17 protein-coding genes are annotated in these 16,996 nt (G+C 73.6%); 9 read left to right on the forward strand and 8 right to left on the reverse strand.

Annotated features, from left to right (window positions below):
* Window positions 1–88: 88 nt before the first annotated feature.
* Both P3T27_RS05330 and P3T27_RS05335 read right to left on the reverse strand, forming a co-directional pair.
* Window positions 89–739 carry a TetR/AcrR family transcriptional regulator gene (locus P3T27_RS05330; RefSeq protein ID WP_280674694.1) on the reverse strand — a complete coding sequence of 217 codons (651 nt, stop codon included), beginning with the start codon at window positions 737–739 and terminating at the stop codon, window positions 89–91.
* Window positions 740–903: 164 nt separating this feature from the next.
* A complete protein-coding gene (locus tag P3T27_RS05335; protein WP_280674695.1) occupies window positions 904–2,514 on the reverse strand; it encodes a DHA2 family efflux MFS transporter permease subunit in 1,611 nt (536 codons plus the stop codon).
* A 314-nt stretch (window positions 2,515–2,828) separates the two neighbouring features.
* Here P3T27_RS05335 and panB point away from each other — a divergent pair, with 314 nt between their 5' ends.
* The 3 genes from panB to P3T27_RS05350 all read left to right on the forward strand — a co-directional run bounded on the left by panB (window position 2,829) and on the right by P3T27_RS05350 (window position 5,675).
* Window positions 2,829–3,698 (forward strand): 3-methyl-2-oxobutanoate hydroxymethyltransferase, encoded by an 870-nt coding sequence (gene panB, locus P3T27_RS05340; protein ID WP_280674697.1) that lies wholly within the window; start codon window positions 2,829–2,831, stop codon window positions 3,696–3,698.
* A 145-nt stretch (window positions 3,699–3,843) separates the two neighbouring features.
* On the forward strand, window positions 3,844–4,866 hold the full coding sequence (locus tag P3T27_RS05345; RefSeq protein ID WP_280674699.1) for an ATP-binding cassette domain-containing protein: 1,023 nt from the start codon (window positions 3,844–3,846) through the stop codon (window positions 4,864–4,866).
* The gene (locus tag P3T27_RS05350) at window positions 4,863–5,675 is read left to right on the forward strand and encodes an ABC transporter permease (RefSeq protein WP_280674702.1); all 813 of its coding nucleotides are present in this window, start codon (window positions 4,863–4,865) and stop codon (window positions 5,673–5,675) included. The genes P3T27_RS05345 and P3T27_RS05350 overlap by 4 nt, the downstream gene beginning before the upstream one ends.
* 117 nt (window positions 5,676–5,792) lie before the next feature.
* On the opposite strand, the gene P3T27_RS05355 is transcribed toward P3T27_RS05350, so the two are convergent.
* Window positions 5,793–9,170 carry a BTAD domain-containing putative transcriptional regulator gene (locus P3T27_RS05355; RefSeq protein WP_280674705.1) on the reverse strand — a complete coding sequence of 1,126 codons (3,378 nt, stop codon included), beginning with the start codon at window positions 9,168–9,170 and terminating at the stop codon, window positions 5,793–5,795.
* Window positions 9,171–9,351: 181 nt separating this feature from the next.
* Here P3T27_RS05355 and P3T27_RS05360 point away from each other — a divergent pair, with 181 nt between their 5' ends.
* Window positions 9,352–10,167 carry a site-2 protease family protein gene (locus tag P3T27_RS05360; RefSeq protein WP_280674707.1) on the forward strand — a complete coding sequence of 272 codons (816 nt, stop codon included), beginning with the start codon at window positions 9,352–9,354 and terminating at the stop codon, window positions 10,165–10,167.
* Here P3T27_RS05360 and P3T27_RS05365 read toward each other — a convergent pair.
* Window positions 10,164–10,355, reverse strand: coding sequence for a hypothetical protein (locus P3T27_RS05365; RefSeq protein WP_280674709.1), 192 nt, complete (start codon window positions 10,353–10,355; stop codon window positions 10,164–10,166). The two genes, P3T27_RS05360 and P3T27_RS05365, sit on opposite strands and share 4 nt — an antisense overlap.
* A 116-nt stretch (window positions 10,356–10,471) precedes the next feature.
* Entirely contained in the window at window positions 10,472–11,164 is a 693-nt protein-coding gene (gene npdG / locus P3T27_RS05370) for an NADPH-dependent F420 reductase (RefSeq protein ID WP_280674711.1), read from the reverse strand.
* 46 nt (window positions 11,165–11,210) lie between these two features.
* Between npdG and P3T27_RS05375 the strand changes: the two genes are divergently transcribed.
* The gene (locus tag P3T27_RS05375) at window positions 11,211–11,816 is read left to right on the forward strand and encodes a hypothetical protein (protein ID WP_280674715.1); all 606 of its coding nucleotides are present in this window, start codon (window positions 11,211–11,213) and stop codon (window positions 11,814–11,816) included.
* Window positions 11,817–11,982: 166 nt separating this feature from the next.
* On the forward strand, window positions 11,983–13,329 hold the full coding sequence (locus P3T27_RS05380; protein WP_280674834.1) for an MFS transporter: 1,347 nt from the start codon (window positions 11,983–11,985) through the stop codon (window positions 13,327–13,329).
* A gap of 40 nt (window positions 13,330–13,369) precedes the next feature.
* On the opposite strand, the gene P3T27_RS05385 is transcribed toward P3T27_RS05380, so the two are convergent.
* Window positions 13,370–13,600, reverse strand: coding sequence for a hypothetical protein (locus P3T27_RS05385; RefSeq protein WP_280674717.1), 231 nt, complete (start codon window positions 13,598–13,600; stop codon window positions 13,370–13,372).
* Between the two features lie 104 nt (window positions 13,601–13,704).
* On the opposite strand from P3T27_RS05385, the gene map reads away from it, so the two are divergent.
* Window positions 13,705–14,550 (forward strand): type I methionyl aminopeptidase, encoded by an 846-nt coding sequence (gene map / locus P3T27_RS05390; protein ID WP_280674719.1) that lies wholly within the window; start codon window positions 13,705–13,707, stop codon window positions 14,548–14,550.
* A 66-nt stretch (window positions 14,551–14,616) separates the two neighbouring features.
* On the opposite strand, the gene P3T27_RS05395 is transcribed toward map, so the two are convergent.
* Window positions 14,617–15,318 (reverse strand): bifunctional DNA primase/polymerase, encoded by a 702-nt coding sequence (locus P3T27_RS05395; RefSeq protein ID WP_280674721.1) that lies wholly within the window; start codon window positions 15,316–15,318, stop codon window positions 14,617–14,619.
* Window positions 15,319–15,744: 426 nt separating this feature from the next.
* Between P3T27_RS05395 and P3T27_RS05400 the strand changes: the two genes are divergently transcribed.
* Both P3T27_RS05400 and P3T27_RS05405 read left to right on the forward strand, forming a co-directional pair.
* Window positions 15,745–15,975: a hypothetical protein gene (locus P3T27_RS05400; RefSeq protein WP_280674723.1), complete on the forward strand. Its 231-nt coding sequence runs from the start codon at window positions 15,745–15,747 to the stop codon at window positions 15,973–15,975.
* A 43-nt stretch (window positions 15,976–16,018) separates the two neighbouring features.
* Window positions 16,019–16,216 carry a hypothetical protein gene (locus tag P3T27_RS05405; protein WP_280674838.1) on the forward strand — a complete coding sequence of 66 codons (198 nt, stop codon included), beginning with the start codon at window positions 16,019–16,021 and terminating at the stop codon, window positions 16,214–16,216.
* A 36-nt stretch (window positions 16,217–16,252) separates the two neighbouring features.
* On the opposite strand, the gene P3T27_RS05410 is transcribed toward P3T27_RS05405, so the two are convergent.
* Window positions 16,253–16,903: a PadR family transcriptional regulator gene (locus P3T27_RS05410; protein WP_280674725.1), complete on the reverse strand. Its 651-nt coding sequence runs from the start codon at window positions 16,901–16,903 to the stop codon at window positions 16,253–16,255.
* Window positions 16,904–16,996: the final 93 nt, after the last annotated feature.

Raw genomic sequence — 16,996 nt, forward strand, 5'->3', positions numbered from 1 at the left:
CGGGGCCCCGGGAGCGGGTTCCGGCGTGGCCCGGTTTGGTGAGCCAGACCACGCCGGGCGGTGCCGACCGGAGGTTCGGGCGCGGGCTTCAGTGGCCGGGGCAGCGGGCCACGGGCGGTGCGAGGCCTTCGAGCAGGGAGTCGACCATCCGCCGGGCCAGCTCCGGGTCCTCCAGGTCGGAGTCGTCCGTGAGGATGCTGCGGTACAGGATCGGACCCATCAGCATGTCGCCGAGCAGGTCGACGTCGAGGTCGGAGCGGAGCACGCCCTCGTCCACGGCGCGGCGGACCAGGGCGAGCGCCGCCTCCCGGCGCGGCTTGATCACCCGTTCGCGGTAGGCGTTGTACAGCTCGGGCAGGCCCTGCATCTGGCCGAAGGCGGCCTTGAGCACCCAGCGGGAGCGCTTGGCGAGGCCGCGCCGGCGCATGTAGTCGATCATCTCGATCAGGTCGTCCCGGGCGGTGCCGCCGGTGGCCGTGGGCATCGGGACCTCCAGCCGGCTGACCACGTCGACCAGCAGGGCCTCCTTGTTGGGCCAGCGCCGGTAGATGGTGGCCTTGCCGACGCCGGCGGCGGTGGCGATGCCCTCGATGGTGAGCTCGGACAGCGTGGTGCCGCCCGCCATCAGGTCCTCGACGGCGGCGAGGATGGCCTGCTCGGCGGCCTCGCTGCGCGGTCGGCCGCGGCGTGCGGTGGCGCAGGGTTGTCCGGTCCCGGCGACCGGGCTGTCCGTCTTCATCCCCGCTGTTCTCCCTCGCTGTCCGCGTGGCGCGCGGGCGCCGTTCGGTTTCCGATGGTGGTCCGTGGGCCGGGCCGGGTGGTGGTCCGCCGCTCCGGAGCGTGGCCCTGCCACACGGGGATCACCCGGGTGACAGGGCCATTGTCGCTCAGCGCGGTCGCGGGTCAGGCGTCCGCGGCCACGGCCTCGCGGCTCTGACCGGGCTGCTCGGAGGCCTTCCCGGCCGGACCACCGGGGGCGGCCGAGCGGCGCGGCAGCAGGAACCAGGCGATCAGCGCGCCGACCACCGTGATGCCGGCGGAGAGCGAGGCCACCACATGCATGGCGCTGATGAAGGCGTCGTCGGCCGGGCCGATCAGCGCGGCGCCCTTGGGGCCCATCCGCTCGGCGATGGCCAGGGTGGCCTCCAGCGACTCGCCGGCCTTGCCGCGCAGTTCGTCGGGCAGCTGGTTCAGCGTGTCGGTCATGCCGTCGCGGTAGACGGTGGAGAGCACCGCGCCGAGCACGGCGACGCCGAGCGAGCCGCCGACCTGGCGGAAGGTGTTGTTCACGGCCGAGCCCGCGCCGGCCTTCTCGCGGGGCAGCGAGGCCATGATCGCGACGGTGACCGGCGGCATGACGTGCGCCATGCCGGTGCCCATCAGCAGGCCGAGCACGACCAGCACCCAGATCGGCGTGCTGACGGTCAGCAGGGTGTAGCCGACGAAGCCGACCGCGATCAGCAGCATGCCGACGGCGGCGGTGGCGGCGACGCCGAAGCGGTCGACCACCAGCCGGGCCCGCGGGGCGAACAGCAACTGGGCGGCGGCCAGCGGCAGCATCAGCACGCCCGCCTGGAGCGCGCTGTAGCCGCGCACGCTCTGGATGTAGAAGACGCCGAAGAACGAGACGCCCATCAGCGCGAAGAAGACCACGCCGACGACCACGACGGAGGCGCTGAACACCTTGTTCCGGAACCAGCTGATGTCCAGCGCGGGGAAGCGGGTGCGGCCCTCGAACCAGACGAAGGCGACCAGGGCCAGCAGGCCGACCAGGGTCGGCACCCAGGCCTCGGCGGCGGTGAAGTCGGCCAGCTCGCCGCCCTTGATGATGCCGTAGATCAGCGCGACCAGGCCGATGATCGACAGCAGCACGCCTATCGGGTCGAGCTTGCCCGGGTTCGGGTCCTTGGACTCGGGCACCAGGATCACCATCGCGATCACCGCGACGATCACGATCGGGACGTTGACCAGGAAGACCGAGCCCCACCAGAAGTGCTCGATCAGCAGGCCGCCGGTGATCGGGCCGATGGCGATGGCCAGGCCGACCGCGCCGGCCCAGATCCCGATCGCCTTGGGCTGCTCGGAGCGCTCGAAGACGTTCATGATGATGGCCAGCGTGGCGGGCATCGCGAGCGCGGCGCCGACGCCCATCAGGGCGCGGTAGCCGACGAGTTCACCGGGCGAGGCGGCCAGCGCGGAGAGCAGCGAGGCGATGCCGAAGACCACCATGCCGCCCAGCAGCGCGCGCTTGCGGCCGAAGCGGTCGCCGAGCAGGCCGGAGGTGAAGAGCAGCCCGGCGAACACCAGGGTGTAGGAGTTGATCGACCATTCCAGGTCGCTCTGGCTGGCGCCGAGGCCGACCGGCGCGGGGGTCGCGATGGTCTTCATCGCGACGTTGAGGATCGAGTTGTCGAGGACGACGACGAGCAGGGCGAGCACCAGGGTGCAGAGGATCGCCCAGCGCCGACGGTGGATGGCTTCCGGCACACGAGGTGGCGCGGCTGCGGTGGTCATTGGTCTTCCCGTCCGTGATGGTGTGGCACTGGCGGGCAATTCCGAGCCATGGTCGTCTCGTAACCCCCCGCACCAGAGTAGCGCGCATTACGATACGAGACGACTCCGTTTCGTAAAAACGCGGCAAAGCCCGCCCGGTCCCCGACCTGTTCCCCAACCGACCCGCGCGCCGCGGATCGAGCCGCCGGTGTGCCGCAGATCGCACCCGGTCACCTGCACGCCTCTTTGCGCTCACGCCGGGGCGTGCAAGCATGGAGGTGATCCGGGGACGCCGCACGGCGCCACGAGACGACAACCTTTCAGGAGTCCGTTCGATGAACGCTTCTTCGCCTTCGCCTGCCCAGAACCAGGCGACGACCGCCACCCTCTACGGCGGGGTCACCAGCCGCCGCGTCACCGTCCGCGACCTCGCCGCCGCCAAGCAGCGCGGCGAGAAGTGGTCGATGCTCACCGCCTACGACGCCCTCACCGCCGGGGTGTTCGACGAGGCCGGCATCCCCGTCCTGCTGGTCGGCGACTCCGCCGGCAACTGCCACCTCGGCTACGAGACCACCGTGCCGGTGACCATGGATCAGATGGTGATGCTTTCCGCCGCCGTCGTCCGCGGCACCAAGCGCGCAATGATCGTCGCCGACCTGCCGTTCGGCTCGTACCAGGAGTCCCCCGCGCAGGCCATGCACAACGCGGCCCGGCTGATGAAGGAGGCCGGGGTCGGCGCGGTCAAGCTGGAGGGCGGGGAGCGCAGCGCCCGCTCGATCGAGCTGCTGGTCGAGGCCGGCGTCCCGGCGATGGCGCACATCGGCCTCACCCCGCAGTCCGTGCACGCCTTCGGCGGCTACCCGGTCCAGGGCCGCGGCGACGAGGCGGCGCACCAGCTGCTGCGCGACGCCAAGGCCGTCCAGCAGGCGGGCGCCTTCTCGGTCGTGCTGGAGGCGGTGCCGGCCGAGCTGGCCGCCCAGGTCACCGAGCAGCTGGCGATCCCGACCGTCGGCATCGGCGGCGGGCCCGACACCGACGCCCAGGTCCTGGTCTGGACCGACATGGCCGGCATGACGGCGGGCCGGGTGCCCAAGTTCGTCAAGCAGTACGCCGACCTGCGGACCGTCCTCGGCGACGCCGCCCGCGCCTTCGCCGAGGACGTCCGCGGCGGCGCCTTCCCGGCGGCGGAGCACAGCTTCCACTGACGCCCCCGGACGGCCCCGCTCCCCCACCCCGGGAGCGGGGCCGCTGTCATGCGCGCTCCCCCGATGACAGCGGTCTGACGGTGCGGCGCCGGGCCAGCCGTCGCGGTGACAGCCCGCTGACAGCCCGGCCGGACAGCCTGAGGGCATGACACGAATCGCCACCGCCCCGAACGACCGGGGGACCACCGCGGGCAACGCCGTCGAAGTCCGCGGCATCGTCAAGCACTACGGCTCCACCAAGGCCCTCGACGGGGTCGACCTCACCGTCCGCGAGGGCACCGTGCTCGGCGTGCTCGGCCCCAACGGCGCGGGCAAGACCACCCTGGTCCGGGTCCTGTCCACGCTGATCAAGCCGGACGCCGGCACCGCGTTCGTCGGCGGCTACGACGTCCTGCGCCAGCCCAAGCAGCTGCGCCGCACGATCGGCCTCACCGGCCAGTACGCCTCCGTCGACGAACTCCTCTCCGGCTACGAGAACCTCTACCTGATCGGCCGGCTGCTCGACCTCTCCAGCCGCGACGCCAAGGCCCGGGCCGCCGAGCTCCTGGAGCGCTTCTCGCTCACCGAGGCCGCCAAGCGGCCCGCCAAGACCTACTCCGGCGGCATGCGCCGCCGCCTCGACCTGGCCGCCAGCATGATCGGCCGCCCCCGGGTGCTGTACCTGGACGAGCCCACCACCGGCCTGGACCCGCGCACCCGCAACGAGGTCTGGGACGAGGTCCAGCGGATGGTCGCCGAGGGCAGCACCGTGCTGCTCACCACCCAGTACATGGAGGAGGCGGAGCAGCTCGCCGACGAGCTGACCGTCATCGACCGCGGCCGGGTGATCGCCAACGGCGGCGTGGCCGAGCTCAAGGCCAAGGTCGGCGGCCAGACCCTGCAGGTGCGCGCCGCCCACCCGGCCGAGCTGCCCGAGATGGCCCGCTGCCTGCACGACCGCGGCATCACCAGCGCCACCGTCTCCACCGACACCGGCCTGCTCGCGGTGCCGATCACCGACGACGAGCAGCTGACCACCGTCATCGGGGTGCTCGGCAACCGCGGCTTCGCGATCGTCGGCATCGACACCAAGGTCCCCAGCCTCGACGAGGTCTTCCTCGCCATCACCGGCAAGCCCGCCGACACCGCGGACGCCGCCCCCAGCCTCGCCAAGGAGCCCGTCGCATGACCACCGCCACCATCGCCCCGGCCCGGGTGGAGGACACCCGGATCGGCCTGGCCGGCACCTTCCGCCACGTCGGCGCGCTGACCCGGCGCAACCTGATGCGGATCAAGGCCGACCCGGAGTCGATGTTCGACGCCGTACTGATGCCGATCATCTTCACGGTGCTGTTCGTCTACGTCTTCGGCGGCGCCGTCTCCGGCAACCAGGACGCCTACAAGCAGTACATGATCCCCGGCCTGCTCGGGCAGACCGGGCTCACCCTCGCGATGGCCGTCGGCACCGGCCTGAACAGCGACTTCCAGACCGGGGTGATGGACCGCTTCCGGACCCTGCCGATCGGCCGGGCCTCCGTCCTGCTCTCCAAGATGGCCGCCGAGACCTGCCGGGCGCTGCTCTCCTTCGTGATCCTGATCGGCTTCGCGCTGTGCATCGGCTTCGAGGTGAAGACCGGACCGCTGGAGGTCGTGGCCGCCGTCGGCCTGTCGCTGGTGTTCGGCATGTCGGTCGTCTGGGTCTCGATGCTGCTGGGCATGGCGCTGCGCAGCGCCCAGGCCGTCCAGGGCGTGGCCATGCTGGTCCTGATGCCGTTGCAGTTCGGCAGCTCGATCTTCGCGCCGACCAACACCATGCCGGGCTGGCTGCAGACCTTCACCAAGGTCAACCCGCTGTCGGCGCTCGCCGACGCCTCCCGCTCCCTGCTCAACGGCGAGGGGCCGCTGGCCCACCCGGTGATGGTCGTGCTGGTCTGGTCGGCGGCCTGCACCGCGATCTTCGCCCCGCTCGCCGTCGCCCGCTTCCGCAAGCGGACCTGAGGACGACCGCCGGCCCTCTTCGGACGGAGGGCCGGCGGACGGGTCGGCCGGCGACCCGGGACAGGCGTCGGCCGACCGGACGGATCGGCTGACCGGCCACCGGGGGACGGGGGCCGGTCAGCCGATCAACTCGTCCAGCAGGCCCTGGGTCTGCTGCGGGGTCATGCCCAGGCCGACGTCGTGGGCGGCCTCGAAGGCGGCGTCGCCCAGCAGCCCCCGGAGGGCGGCCTCCGACCGCCCGCGCTCCGTGCGCTCCAGGTAGCCGCCCTTCGGGCCGTTCAGCTCATGGTGCGCGCCGAGCAGGACGGCGGCCTGCCGGGCCCGCTCCAGGTCGCCGTCGCGTTCGGCGAAGGCCCGCAGCAGCCCCACCACGGCCGGCACCACCATGACCGTCATCTGCTCGCCGAAGCCGGACGCGGTCCGCATCGACTTGAGCAGCCGCCGGCCCTCGGTGAGCAGGGCGAGCCCCCGCTCCGGATCGCCCGCCCGGGCCGTGATCCAGCCCTTGCCGCTGGTGAGCAGGCCGGCCACGATGCTCGGGGCGAAGCCGCCGACGCTGACCACCTCCAGCTTGTCCAGTTCCGCCAGCGCCTGCGCGTACTCGCCGCGCTCGGCGTGGATGCCGCAGAGCGTCAGGCGCCCGAACAGCAGCGCGCCGCTGGTGGACTGGTTCGCGCCCGGGGAGTCCAGCCCGGCCAGCGTCTCCCGGACGATCCGCTCGCCGCGCTCCATGTCCAGCTCCAGCAGGGTCGCGCCGAGGTTCACCCGCAGGATCGGCACCTCCTGCGGCGCCCCCAGCTCCTCGGCCAGCGCGATCGCCCGCTCGTACGCGGCGATGGCCGCCTCGGCCTCGCCCCGGTTGGCCAGCGCCTCACCGCGGGCCGCCTGGGCCTGGGAGATCCCCCAGAGGTCGCCGGCCCGCTCGTACAGCTCCAGGGAGCGCTCGCCGTCCAGGACGCCCTGCTCGGCCCCGCCGGGCCAGTCGTTCATCATCTTGGCCCGGATCTGCAGGATGAACGCCAGGTCGTTCAGGTCGCCGTGCACCTCGCAGCCGCGGACCGCGTCGTCCAGCAGGTCCTTCATCAGCTCCATCCGGCCGGCCAGGAACGCCCCGAAGACCCGCAGCATCGCGGGGAAGCGGTAGGACTGCGGCAGCTCCGGGGAGTAGGCGTCGAGCAGGTGCTCCGCGACCGCGATCGCCTCCGGATCGCCGAGTACCTCCAGATTCCCCTCGAACATGCCGATCAGCCGGTGCATCGCGAGCAGCCGGCGGCACTCCTCGACCACCCCCGCGGGCATCGGCAGGCCGTACGCGAGGACGTTGCGCTCCAACGGCACCGGCGGCGGGACGTCCGGGCCGAACGGGTCCGGGGCCAGGGCGGCGACCGCGGTGTACCAGCCCCGGGCCTCCATGCTGTAGCCGCGCAGCGACCAGTACCAGCTCATGCCGAGGACGAGGACCAGTGCCTGCTCCTCGTCCCCGAGGTCGATCGCGCGGCGCAGCGCGGTCCGGACGTTGTCCTGCTCGCGCTCCAGCACCGCCAGCCAGTGCAGCTGCTGCGGGCCGTGGATGTTCAGGTCGGCGGTGGCGGCCACGGCACGGAAGTGCGCCAGGTGGCGGGCCTCGGTCGCGTCGCGCTCGGCGGCCGACTCGGCCAGCCGCTCGGTCGCGTACTCGTGGATGGTCTCCAGCATCCGGTAGCGCGGCAGGCTGCCGTCGTCCAGGTCGGCCACCAGGAGGGACTTGTCGACCAGCGACAGCAGCAGTTCGGCGACCTCCTCGGGTGCCACCTCGGCGCCGTCGGCGCAGATCGCCTCGGCGTCCTCCAGCCGCCAGCCGCCGGCGAACACCGAGAGCCGGCGCAACACCGCGCGTTCGCGCTTGCCCAGCAGGTCCCAGCTCCAGTCGACCACCGCGCGCAGGGTCTGCTGGCGCGGCAGCAGGGTCCGGCTGCCCGCGGTGAGCAGCGCGAACCGGCCGTCCAGCCGGTCGGCTATCTGGCGCGCCGTCATCACCCGCAGCCGGGCGGCGGCGAGTTCGATGGCCAGCGGCAGGCCGTCCAGGCGGCGGCAGATCTCGGCGCAGGCCGCCGGGTCGCTGCGCGGGTCGAAGCCGGGACGGGCGGCGGCGGCCCGCTCGGTGAGCAGGCGCAGCGCCACCGGGTCGGGCAGCGGCTCGACCGGCAGCACGGCCTCGCCGGGCACGCCGAGCGGCTCCCGGCTGGTGGCGAGCACGGTCAGTCCGGGGCACTCGGCGAGCAGCACGTCGGCGAGGTCGGCGGCGGCCTGGATCAGGTGCTCGCAGTTGTCCAGGACGAGCAGCATCCGGCGGCGGCCGCAGTGCTCGACCAGGCGGCGCACCGGGTCCTCGGCACGCTTCTCCATCACCTCGGCGACCATGCTGCCGGTGTGCAGGACGATCTCGCGCAGGCCGAGTGCCGAGACCACCGCGGCGGGCACCGCCTCCGGGCTCTCCAGCGGGGCGAGTTCGGCCAGCCAGACGCCGTCCGGCCAGTGTCCGGCGGACTGTTCGGCGCGGCCGGCCTCGATCGAGAGCCTGGTCTTGCCGGAGCCGCCGGGGCCGGTCAGGGTGACCATCCGGCCGGCCGTCAGGGCCTCGCGCAGGGTGGAGAGGTCGGATTCGCGGCCGACGAAGCTGGTCAGTCGGCCGCGCAGGTTGCCGGCGGGGCGCGCCGGTTGGGGGGCGGGCGCCGGTTGGGGGGCGGGCGCCGGTTGGGGGGCGGGCGCCGGTACCGCTCGTGGTGGCTCCGCCACGGCCTCCGGCGGGGCCAGCAACTCGGCGTACAGGGACTGGAGTCGGCGCCCCGGGTCGACGCCGAGCTCCTCGGCGAGGGCGCGCCTGGTCCGCTCGTAGTGGCGCAGCGCCTCGGCGGTGCGGCCGCTCTCGTGCAGCGCCCGGATCATCAGGTGCTGCAGCGGCTCGTCCAGCGGCTGCCGTTCGCAGAGCTCGGCGAGTTCGGCGACCAGTTCGGCCGCGCGGCCGAGCCCGAGGTCGGCGGTGATCCGGTGGCGGCGGGCCTCGTCGTGCTGGGTCTCCAGCCGGGCTGCCGGTCCCCCGCGGTCCGGCAGATCGGCCAGGGCGGGGCCGCGCCACAACGCCAGGGCGGCGCGCAGCCGCTCGGCGGCGAGCGCGTGGTCCCCGGCGTCGAGGGCGCGACGGCCCTCGGTGCCGAGCCGCTGGAACTCGGCGAGGTCGGTGGCGGGGCCGGTCAGCCAGTACCCGGCCGGGCCGGAGCCGACCTCGTCCCGGCCGATGGTGCGGCGCAGCCGGCCGACCAGGGTCTGCAGCGCGGCGGTGGAGTCCTGTGGTGGCTCGGCCTCCCACACCTCGTCCACCAGTTGGTCGGCGGACACCGGGCGGCCCTGCCGCAGGGCCAGCGCGGTGAGCAGCGCCCGTAGTCGGGCGCCGCCCAGCGGCACGGGCGTTCCGTCGTCGTGGTGGGCCGTCGTGGTCCCGAGGATGCCGTAGTACACCGGACCATTCTGGTCGATGGGCGCGGATCGGGCCGCACAATTGTGTGGGCCCCCTCCACCCGCGGTGGAACCCCGGCGGGGCCCTCGGACGTTCACCGTGGACGGCTTGTCCGGTCACCGGCCGACCCGGCATGATCGATCCCCTGGCCGCCCCTCCTCGGACACCCGGAGCACCCACACCATGACCTTCGCCGCCACGCAGCGCTCACGCAGCGAGGACCGCCGGATCAGCCCGGTGTTCTGGGTGCTCCTCGCCGTCCTCGGCACCTCGGGCTGGGCGGTGTACGCCGGCTACGGGAACGCCTCGTTCGGGGTGTTCCTGTTCGTGGTGGCGGGCTGGATGGTCTCGCTGTGCCTGCACGAGTACGCGCACGCGCGCACCGCGCTGCACGGCGGCGACATCAGCGTCGGCGCCAAGGGCTACCTCACGCTCAACCCGCTGAAGTACGCCAACGTGCTGCTCAGCTTCGTGCTGCCGATCGTGTTCGTGATCCTCGGCGGCATCGGCCTGCCCGGCGGCTCGGTCTGGATCGAGCGGGACCGGATCCAGGGCCGGCTCAAGCACAGCCTGATCTCGGCGGCCGGGCCGCTGGTGAACCTGGTGTGCGCGGCCGTGCTGCTGATCCCGATCGGCGCCGGCTGGCTGGACGACCCGACGGTGCACGCGGTCTGGAACGGCTATGAGCTGACCGTCTCGCCGTTCGCCGGCGCGCTCGGCTTCCTCGGCCTCCTGCAGCTCAGCGCGGCGCTGCTGAACCTGCTGCCGGTGCCCGGCCTGGACGGCTACGGGATCGTCGAGCCCTGGCTGTCGTACAAGACCCGGCGCGCGGTCGAGCCGTTCGCGCCGTACGGGCTGCTGGCCGTGTTCGCGCTGCTCTGGCAGCCCGCGGTGAACTCGTTCTTCTTCGGGATCATCCACGACCTGATGAGCCTGTTCGGCGTGGACCAGGACTACGCGACGCTCGGCCGGTACCTGTTCAGCTTCTGGAAGAACTAGCCCTGCTCGGCCGCCGCGGCGGCCTCGGCGATCTTCGCGCGGCGGCGGTTCATCCAGAGCACGTTGCTCGCCACACCCGCCATCGGGAGCCAGATCAGGCCCAGCCAGAAGCCCTGGGTCAGCGAGACCACGGCGGCCGCCAGCGCGAGGACGACGACGATCAGGGCGAAGAGGGACGTGCGGGGCATGGCGGGGGGCTCCTAGGGCCGGGTGCGGTCGGCCGGGTTGCGGCCGGACCCATTGTCGCCGACCTCACCTCCGGAACCTGTCCAGGGGTGAGGCCGACACGGCGTGGGGGTTCGGCTCAGACGTCCGTCACCCGCAGGCCCGCGTGGGCCTTGTAGCGGCGGTTGACCGAGATCAGGTTGGCCACCAGCGACTCCACCTGGTGGGCGTTGCGCAGCCGGCCCGCGAAGATCCCCCGCATGCCCGGGATCCGGGCGGCCAGCGCCTGCACGACGTCGGTGGCGGCGCGCTCCTCGCCGAGCACCATCACGTCGGTGTCGATCCGCTCCACCGACTCGTCCTGCAGCAGCACCGCCGAGAGGTGGTGGAAGGCGGCGGTGACCCGGGAGTCCGGCAGGAGCGCGGCGGCCTGCTGGGCGGCGCTGCCCTCCTCCGGCTTCAGCGCGTACGCGCCCTGCTTGTCGAAGCCGAGCGGGTTGACGCAGTCGACCACGATCTTGCCGGCCAGTTCCTCGCGCAGCGCGGTCAGGATCGCGGCGTGCCCGTCCCAGGGCACCGCGACGATCACCACGTCGCTCTCCCGGGCGGCGGTGGCGTTGTCGGCGCCGCGCACGCCGAAACCCAGTTCGGCGGCCGAGGCCTCGGCCCGGGCGGCGTCGCGCGAACCGATGATCACCTGCTGGCCGGCCTTGGCCAGCCGCAGGGCGAGTCCCCGCCCCTGGTCGCCGGTGCCGCCGAGGACGCCGACCACCAGCTGGGAGACGTCCGGCAGCTCGTGGGCCGGGTTTGTCGCTGAATCGAGGGAAGTCATGGGCCGATCCTGCCAAATCCCCGGCGGGCGCGACATTCTGGGCCGCATGGACGCGGTGAGAGTTTCGGCACTCCGGCAGCACCTAGCGGGCACCGGCTGGCTGGAGGCGGTCGGCGGCTTCGCCGGGTCGCTGCGGCGCTCGGTCTCGCGCCGCGGGGCGGGCGAGCTGCTGCTGGTCGGCACCGCGGCGTACGAGCCCTGGCACCTGGCCGCCCACCTGGAGGACGAGGCCGCCTGGTCGGCCGTCCCCCGGCTGGCACCCACCCTGCTGCGGCACGCCCCGCCGGCCGACGCCGCGGCGCACCTGGCGCACGGCCTGCGCCGGCTCGCCGCGGCCGGGCGCGGCGCCACCGTCCTGGTGGTGGCCCCGGACGCGGCCGGCGCCCCGCTGCTGGAGCGGGTGCAGGACGCCCGCCGGCACGGCGCGACCGTGCTCGCGCTGGACGGCGCCGCCACGGGCGAGCCGGGCGGCCTCGGCGGGCTCGCGCACGAGCGGCTCGCCGTCGGCACGGCCGCCGAGGAGCCCTTCGACCTGGCCCAGCACCTGGTCAGCGCCGCCGCCGGGCAGCCGCCGGCCCGGCGCGGCGGGCTGGACCGGCTCGCCGAACTCGCCGGCCGGCTGACCGCGCCGCCCGCGATCAGCCGCTGGTAGCCGCCGGCCGGCCCCGACCCTGGCTATCGCCCGCGCCCTCGCCCTGGCTATCGCCCTGGAAAAACCCTTTGCGGGCGCGGGAGTGCCCGTCCGAGGATCGTGGTTCGTGAACGACGACGAACCCCCGCATCCCCCCGGGCGATGGCGCCCGCTGCTGCGCTCGCTGATGCCCGACCTGTCGCCCTGGCGCGTCTCCCGCGACTTCCGCTTCCTGTGGCTCTCCGGCTGTGTCACCAGCTTCGGCAGCTTCCTGACCTACGTCGCCGTCCCGATGCAGATCAAGCAGCTGACCGGCTCCTCGTTCGCGGTCGGCCTGATCGGCGCCTTCGAGCTCGTCCCGCTGATCGTCTTCGGCCTGTGGGGCGGCGCCCTCGCCGACGCCCTGGACCGCCGCAAGCTGGTGCTGCGCGCCGAGGCCGCGCTGGGCCTGCTCACCGGACTGCTGCTGCTCAACGCGCTGCTGCCGTCCCCGCTGCTCTGGCCGATCTATCTGGTCGCCGCGCTGGTCGCGGCCTGCGACGGGCTGCAGCGCCCGGCGCTGGACTCGCTCACCCCGCGGATCGTCCCGCACCAGCACCTGACCGCGGCGTTCGCCCTCAAGTCCCTGTACCACAACGCCGCTTCGGTGGCCGGTCCGGCGCTGGCCGGTGTCGTGGTGGCGTTCTCCGGGGTGGAGACCGCGTACGCGCTGGACGTGCTCACCTTCGCCGTCTCCCTGCTGCTGCTCGTCCGGATCCGGGCGGTGCCGCCGGCCACCGGCGCCGAACGGCCGTCGGTACGGGCGGTGCTGACCGGCATCCGGTACGCCTGGAGCCGCAAGGACCTGCTCGGCACCTACGCGATCGACCTCTGCGCGATGCTGTTCGCCTTCCCGGTGGCCGTCTTCCCGTTCCTGGCCTCCGAGTTGGGCGCGGACTGGGCGCTCGGCCCGATGTACGCGGCGTCCGCGGCCGGCGCCCTGCTGGTCGGGGCGACCAGCGGCTGGACGTCCCGGATCCACCGGCACGGGCGGCTGCTGGTGGTCGCCGCCGTCGGCTGGGGCGCGGCCATGGCCCTGGCGGGCCTGTCCGGGAGCATCTGGCTGGTGCTGCTCGGCCTGGCACTGGCCGGCGGCGCCGACGAGATCAGCGGGCTCGCCCGCTCGACCATGTGGAACCAGTCCATCCCGGACGAGGTCCGCGGCCGGATGGCCGGAGTCGAACTGCTCAGCTACTCCGTCGGCCCCCAGCTCGGCCAGGTCCGGGCCGGCACCATGGCCGGGCTGATCGGCGTGCGCGCCGCCGTCTGGACCGGCGGCCTCGCCTGCGTCGCCGCCGTCCTCGCGGTCGCCGCCGCGCTGCCCCGGCTGCTCGCCTACGACGACCGCACCGACCCGCACACGGCCGCCGTCCGCGTCGAGCACGAGCGGGCGGAACGCGAGCGGGAGCGGGCGGAACGCGAGCGGGAGCGGGCGGAACGCGAGCGGGAGCGGGCGGAACGCGAGCGGGAGCGGGCGGCCGCCGCGGCGGACTGACGGCTGCCGGGCGGGCCGGGCCGGGGCGGCCGCCGGGTGGCTACTCGGCGTCGTCGCCCTTCGGCTGGTCGTTCCAGCGCGGGTCGCCTCGCCACTCCCGGTTGCGCTCGTCGGCGAGTTGCAGGGCGTGCGCGGCCTCCTCGGGGCTGTCGTACGGGCCGAGGCGGTCCTTGGCGGGGCACTCCGGCCCCTCCTCGACCTTGCCGTGCTTGATGCAGTAGAACCACTCGCCGGGCTTGCCGGTCGGCTTGCGGTGGAATCCCAGGGGCATGGTGCTCTCCCGTCGACGCGATGGGGTCGTACCGATCATTCCCCGGCCCGGGCCCGCGCGCACACCGCCCGGGTGAGCCGGGGTCGGCCGATAGACTCGCGGCCATGGCTCTCGTACCCGGCATCCAGTCCCCCACCCGCAAGGTCCCGGCACACATCGCGCGCCCCGAGTACGTCGGCCGGCCCGCACCGGCGCCGTACACCGGGCCCGAGGTGCAGACCGCCGAGACGATCGAGAAGATGCGGATCGCGAGCCGGATCGCCGCCCAGGCGATGGCGGAGGCGGCCAAGCTGATCGCCCCCGGCGTCACCACCGACGCGCTGGACGCCGTCGCCCACGAGTACATGTGCGACCACGACGCCTACCCGTCCGACCTGGGCTACCGCGGCTTCCCCAAGTCGGTCTGCACCTCGATCAACGAGGTGATCTGCCACGGCATCCCGGACTCGACCGTGCTGCAGGACGGCGACATCGTCAACATCGACGCCACCGCGTACATCCACGGGGTGCACGGCGACCTCAACGCCACCTACCTGGTCGGCGACGTGGACGAGGAGTCCCGGCTGCTGGTCGAGCGGACCCGCGAATCGCTCGACCGGGCGATCAAGGCGGTCAAGCCCGGGCGCCAGATCAACGTGATCGGGCGGGTCATCGAGTCCTACGCCAAGCGCTTCGGCTACGGCGTGGTGCGGGACTTCACCGGGCACGGCATCAACACGTCGTTCCACTCCGGCCTGATCATCCCGCACTACGACAGCGAGCGGGCCACCGAGGTGATCAAGCCGGGGATGACCTTCACCATCGAGCCGATGCTGACCCTGGGCACCTACGACTACGAGATCTGGGCGGACGGCTGGACGGTCGTCACCAAGGACCGCAAGCGCACCGCCCAGTTCGAGCACACCCTGGTGGTCACGGCGGACGGCGCGGAGGTCCTCACCCTGCCGTGACCCTCACGCTTCGGTGCCCCTCACGCTGCGGCGACCACGCGCCGCCGTGGCCCCGGTGCGGCGTGGTCAGCCGATGAGCCACTGCTCCTCGGCGACCGCGCCGACCTCGGTGCAGGCGTCGGTGAGCACGTCCAGGACGCGCAGCGGGTCCGGCAGCGGCTGCTCGGGCCCGCGCAGCCACCGCACCTGGGAGCCGTCCGGCAGCGCGGCCGGCGGAAGCAGGGTGTACGAGCCGCGGCAGTGCCAGCGCAGGCCCGGGTGCTCGGACATGGTGTCCGGGGTGGAGTCGAGGACGCTCGGCCACCACTCGTCCTCGTCCTGCGGGGTGCCCCGGGTGGCGGTGAAGAACAGGTAGCGGTCCTCGCCGACGGCGGCGACCGGGCCCTCGACACCCAGCTCGGTGAGCCGCTCCAGCGCCAGCCGGCCGGCCTCGGCCGGCACGTCCAGCACGTCGTGCGCGCGCCCGGTGGCGGTGATGAAGTTGGTCTGCGGGTCGCGCGAGAGCCAGCGGGCGAGCTGCTCGGGGTCGGTGGTGGCCTGGGTCTGCCAGGCGAAGGACACCGGGTGCTGGGCGGGGGCCGGACAGGCCACCCGGTCACAGGAGCAGCGGTAGCCGGCCGGATGCGCGGCCGGCGCGAGCGGGAATCCGGCGCGGACGGCACCGAGCAGCTGATCCAGTCTGGCGGCGGGGCCGTCCAGTTCACCCGGCCGGGCCCGCTGACGATCACGCTTCTGCCACCAGGTCGTCCACCTGCCGCCGGCTTCCATCGGGCCCCTTCCGCGCACTGCCGTGCCTGGTGCGACACAGCGTTCGACGTACCACTCGGTCGCAACGCACGGCGCCCCCCGCTGCTTCCCGGGGCGGCGCTCGGCCCTGCTGTCCGCGCCCTGCCGACCGGAACCGGGGTCACCGGAGGGCCGACGTCCGGGTCACGGTACGCAGTCGCGGCAGCACGCTGTCCGCGCCAGGTCGGCCGGAGGGCACGCGGATTCGCGCCCGCCCGGCCCGTACGGGGCCCGCTGACCCGGGTGAACCCGAGGGCGTAACAGGAAGGATAAGGGTGCGCGGGGCCTCCGAATGACCGGGGGCGGTGCCTCTCCGGTCACACTCCCCGCACCCGGCCGACACACCGCCTGCGCGCGGCCGCCCGCGCTGCACTCCGGTCACCCGTACGGAGGTGAGACCCTGGTGGGGTGAAGAGCGCGGACACCGAATTCGTCGGCGGCCCCCTGGACGGCCGCATCCTCCCCATCCCCCTGGGGCCGTTGTTCGGCGTGCCGAAGACGTACAAGGTGCCGGTCCCCGCGCACGGCGACGTTCCGGCCCGCACACTGGTGTACGTCCGGTCCAAGCAGGTGCGGGGCATCAGCTGGTTCTGGCGCTACGAGTTCGACGAGGCGGCCACCTCCCGCGCGTCCGGCTGACGGCCGCGCCGGCCGCCGCCCCCAGCCTCCCCGGGAGGACGGCATGGCGAGAACGGTACGGCACCCCAGAAGCCGCCCCCAGGCGGTCGCGCACCACAACCGACAGGTCGCCGGGATCACCGCGGCGCTGCTGGTGGCGATCTGCCTCTACACCGTGGTGATCGGCCCGAACGGCTGGCTCTGGTTCGGCTGGGCGGTGCTGCTGCTCGCCTGCGTGGCCCTGTTCACGGTCCACTCCTGAGCAGTCGCACCGCCCGTGCCCGACCCCCCGCGCCGGTCAGTCATCCTCGGCGAGGATCAGGTACAGCTTCTTGCGGGCCTCGGTGAGCACCGCCAGGCCCTTGGCGCGCTGCGCCTCGGTGCCCGTCGCCATCACCTGGCGGATCGCCTGGTCGACCGCGGCCAGCGCCTGGCCGACCTCCTGGACGGCCTCCCAGTCGACCTCCCGGCCGGCCTCCGCCCACGGCTCCGCGGGCCCCGCCTCGGCCTCGGCCCGGCCCGCCTCGGTGAGCGAGACCAGCCGTTTGCCGCCGACCTCCTCCGCGGTGATCAGGCCCTCCTCCTCCAGCAGTTGGAGGTTGGGGTAGATCGAACCCGGACTGGGCCGCCAGGCCCCACCGGTCCGCTCGGCGATCTCGGCGATCATCTCGTAGCCGTGCATCGGCCGCTCCTTGAGCAGTGCCAGCAGCGAGGCCCGGACGTCGCCGCGCCGGGCCCGGCCGCCCCGCCGGCCGTGCGGACCGCCACGCCGGCCGCCGTGCCCGCCGAAGCCGTGCCCGAACGGGCCGCCCATCGGCCGGCCGGGGCCGCCGCCGAACGGCGGACCGAATCCGCCGAACGCCTCACGGCCCTCGAACTCCCGCCCCTCGAAGTCCGGCCCCGGCCCACGACGCCGACCGCCGTACGGGACCTCCCCGCGAAATCGCATGCCCGGGTTCCCCCGGCTTCCTGAGCGCATGGCGCCCACCTCCTGGTTCGACGATCCAGTCGAGTTACTGTCTCGATAGTTCGACGATATATC

This window comes from Kitasatospora sp. MAA19 (assembly GCF_029894125.1).
In the GTDB taxonomy this organism is placed as follows: Bacteria; Actinomycetota; Actinomycetes; order Streptomycetales; family Streptomycetaceae; genus Kitasatospora.

Bases quoted from the DNA above. Each gene is read 5' to 3' on its own strand.
- npdG (WP_280674711.1), bottom strand. From the start codon at position 11,164: ATGACTTCCCTCGATTCAGCGACAAACCCGGCCCACGAGCTGCCGGAC.
- P3T27_RS05385 (WP_280674717.1), bottom strand. From the start codon at position 13,600: ATGCCCCTGGGATTCCACCGCAAGCCGACCGGCAAGCCCGGCGAGTGG.
- P3T27_RS05360 (WP_280674707.1), top strand. From the start codon at position 9,352: ATGACCTTCGCCGCCACGCAGCGCTCACGCAGCGAGGACCGCCGGATC.
- P3T27_RS05350 (WP_280674702.1), top strand. From the start codon at position 4,863: ATGACCACCGCCACCATCGCCCCGGCCCGGGTGGAGGACACCCGGATC.
- P3T27_RS05365 (WP_280674709.1), bottom strand. From the start codon at position 10,355: ATGCCCCGCACGTCCCTCTTCGCCCTGATCGTCGTCGTCCTCGCGCTG.
- P3T27_RS05345 (WP_280674699.1), top strand. From the start codon at position 3,844: ATGACACGAATCGCCACCGCCCCGAACGACCGGGGGACCACCGCGGGC.
- P3T27_RS05330 (WP_280674694.1), bottom strand. From the start codon at position 739: ATGAAGACGGACAGCCCGGTCGCCGGGACCGGACAACCCTGCGCCACC.
- panB (WP_280674697.1), top strand. From the start codon at position 2,829: ATGAACGCTTCTTCGCCTTCGCCTGCCCAGAACCAGGCGACGACCGCC.
- map (WP_280674719.1), top strand. From the start codon at position 13,705: ATGGCTCTCGTACCCGGCATCCAGTCCCCCACCCGCAAGGTCCCGGCA.
- P3T27_RS05335 (WP_280674695.1), bottom strand. From the start codon at position 2,514: ATGACCACCGCAGCCGCGCCACCTCGTGTGCCGGAAGCCATCCACCGT.
- P3T27_RS05395 (WP_280674721.1), bottom strand. From the start codon at position 15,318: ATGGAAGCCGGCGGCAGGTGGACGACCTGGTGGCAGAAGCGTGATCGT.
- P3T27_RS05405 (WP_280674838.1), top strand. From the start codon at position 16,019: ATGGCGAGAACGGTACGGCACCCCAGAAGCCGCCCCCAGGCGGTCGCG.
- P3T27_RS05375 (WP_280674715.1), top strand. From the start codon at position 11,211: ATGGACGCGGTGAGAGTTTCGGCACTCCGGCAGCACCTAGCGGGCACC.
- P3T27_RS05410 (WP_280674725.1), bottom strand. From the start codon at position 16,903: ATGCGATTTCGCGGGGAGGTCCCGTACGGCGGTCGGCGTCGTGGGCCG.
- P3T27_RS05380 (WP_280674834.1), top strand. From the start codon at position 11,983: ATGCCCGACCTGTCGCCCTGGCGCGTCTCCCGCGACTTCCGCTTCCTG.